The following is a 1,961-nucleotide window of genomic DNA, read 5'->3' on the forward strand; positions in this document are numbered from 1 at the left end:
CTTGGGAGAGCGTCTGAATGGCATTCAGAAGGTCAGGGGTTCGAGTCCCCTCAGCTCCACCACGTATGGAGGTGCTCAGCATCGGGGCGGATGGCTGAGCACCTCGCCTCATACCTCTCTGACAACCAGGGTGGTACCACGGAGGCTCCCCTTCGTCCCTGATGGGATGAAGGGGTTTTTGATTTGGCCGGCCCAGCCGGCCGCACACATGCATAATCCGCACATCCAGGAGGCATTGGAATATGGCTGACAACTATCAACCCGCTGTCATCGAGAAGAAATGGCAGGAGCGATGGGAGGCGGACGGGCTGTATCGGGCGAGGATCGACCACAGCCGGCCCAAGTGGTACGCGCTGACCATGTTCCCGTACCCCAGCGGGGATCTCCACATCGGGCACTGGTACGCCATGGCTCCCTCTGATGTGCGGGCGCGCTATGCCCGGATGAAGGGCTACAACGTGCTCTTCCCAATGGGCTTCGATGCCTTTGGACTGCCGGCGGAGAACGCCGCCATCAAACACGGCATCCACCCCTATCAGTGGACCATGGCCAACATTGAGCGCATGCGCAAACAGCTCAAGTCCATGGGTGCCATGTTCGACTGGGAGCGGGAGGTCATCACCTGCCTGCCCGAATATTACAAGTGGACGCAGTGGTTCTTCCTCCAGCTTTATAAGCACGGCCTGGCCTACCGTCAGAAGGCGCCGGTGGATTGGTGCCCGACCTGCAACACCACACTGGCGCGGGAGCAGGTGTGGGGGGAGGACCGTCACTGCGAGCGTTGTGGCACCCCGGTCATCAAGAAGGACCTGGAACAGTGGATGTTCCGCATCACCAAATATGCCGAGGAACTGCTGAACTTCGACGGCATTGACTGGCCCGAGCGCGTCATCACCATGCAGCGCAACTGGATCGGCCGCAGTGAGGGCGTGGAGTTCACCATGCAGGTGGCGGACAGCGACAAGAGCTTCCGCGTCTTCACCACGCGGCCGGACACGGTGTATGGCATGACCTTTGCCGTCCTGGCGCCGGAGCATCCGCTGGTGGAGGAGATCACCACGCCGGAGCATCGCGCAGAGGTGGAGGCCTACGTCTTCCAGGCCCGCCGGCAGACCGAGATCGAGCGCCTGTCCACCGAAAAGGAGCGCACGGGCGTCTTCACGGGCGCCTATGCCATCAACCCCATGAACGGCGAGCGCGTGCCCATTTACATCGCCGATTACGTGCTCATGACCTACGGCACGGGCGCTATCATGGCGGTGCCGGCGCACGACGAGCGCGACTTCGACTTTGCCAAGAAGTACGGTCTGCCCATTCCGGTGGTCATCGCGCCGGACGGCTGGGATGGCAGTCCGCTGAAGGAAGCGTACGTGGGCGAAGGCACCATGGTCAATTCCGGCCCGTTCAACGGCATGCGCAGTACAGAGGCCTGGCATGCCATCGCCGATTACATGGAGAAGCACGGCATCGGCGAGCGCAAGGTGAATTACCGCCTGCACGACTGGCTGGTCAGCCGGCAGCGCTACTGGGGCGCGCCCATCCCGATTATCTACTGCCCCAAGTGTGGCACGGTGCCGGTGCCGGAGGAGGACCTGCCGGTGCTCCTGCCCATGGATGCGGAGTTCATGCCGACCGGCGAGTCGCCGCTGAAGTATCATGAGGGCTTCCTGCACACCACGTGCCCGCAGTGCGGGGGGCCGGCGGAGCGCGAGACCGATACCATGGATACCTTCGTCTGCTCTTCCTGGTATCAGTACCGCTACCTCAGCCCCCATTACGATAAGGGGCCTTTCGACCCCGAAGAGGGCAAGTACTGGCTGCCGGTGGACCTGTATACCGGCGGGGTGGAGCATGCCACCATGCACCTGCTGTACACGCGCTTCTTCACCAAGGCGATGCGGGACATGGGACTGGTGGATTTCGACGAGCCGATGCTTCGCCTCTTCAACCAGGGCACGATC

At 62.4% G+C, this 1,961-nt stretch carries 1 protein-coding gene; it reads left to right on the top strand.

Features of this window, described 5'->3' with window-relative positions; translation table 11 throughout:
- Positions 1-242: 242 nt before the first annotated feature.
- Positions 243-1,961 (top strand): leucine--tRNA ligase (locus H5T60_14395; GenBank protein MBC7243620.1); only part of this gene is annotated, 1,719 nt, incomplete at its 3' end.

Source organism: Anaerolineae bacterium, assembly GCA_014360855.1.
GTDB lineage: Bacteria > Chloroflexota > Anaerolineae > JACIWP01 > JACIWP01 > JACIWP01.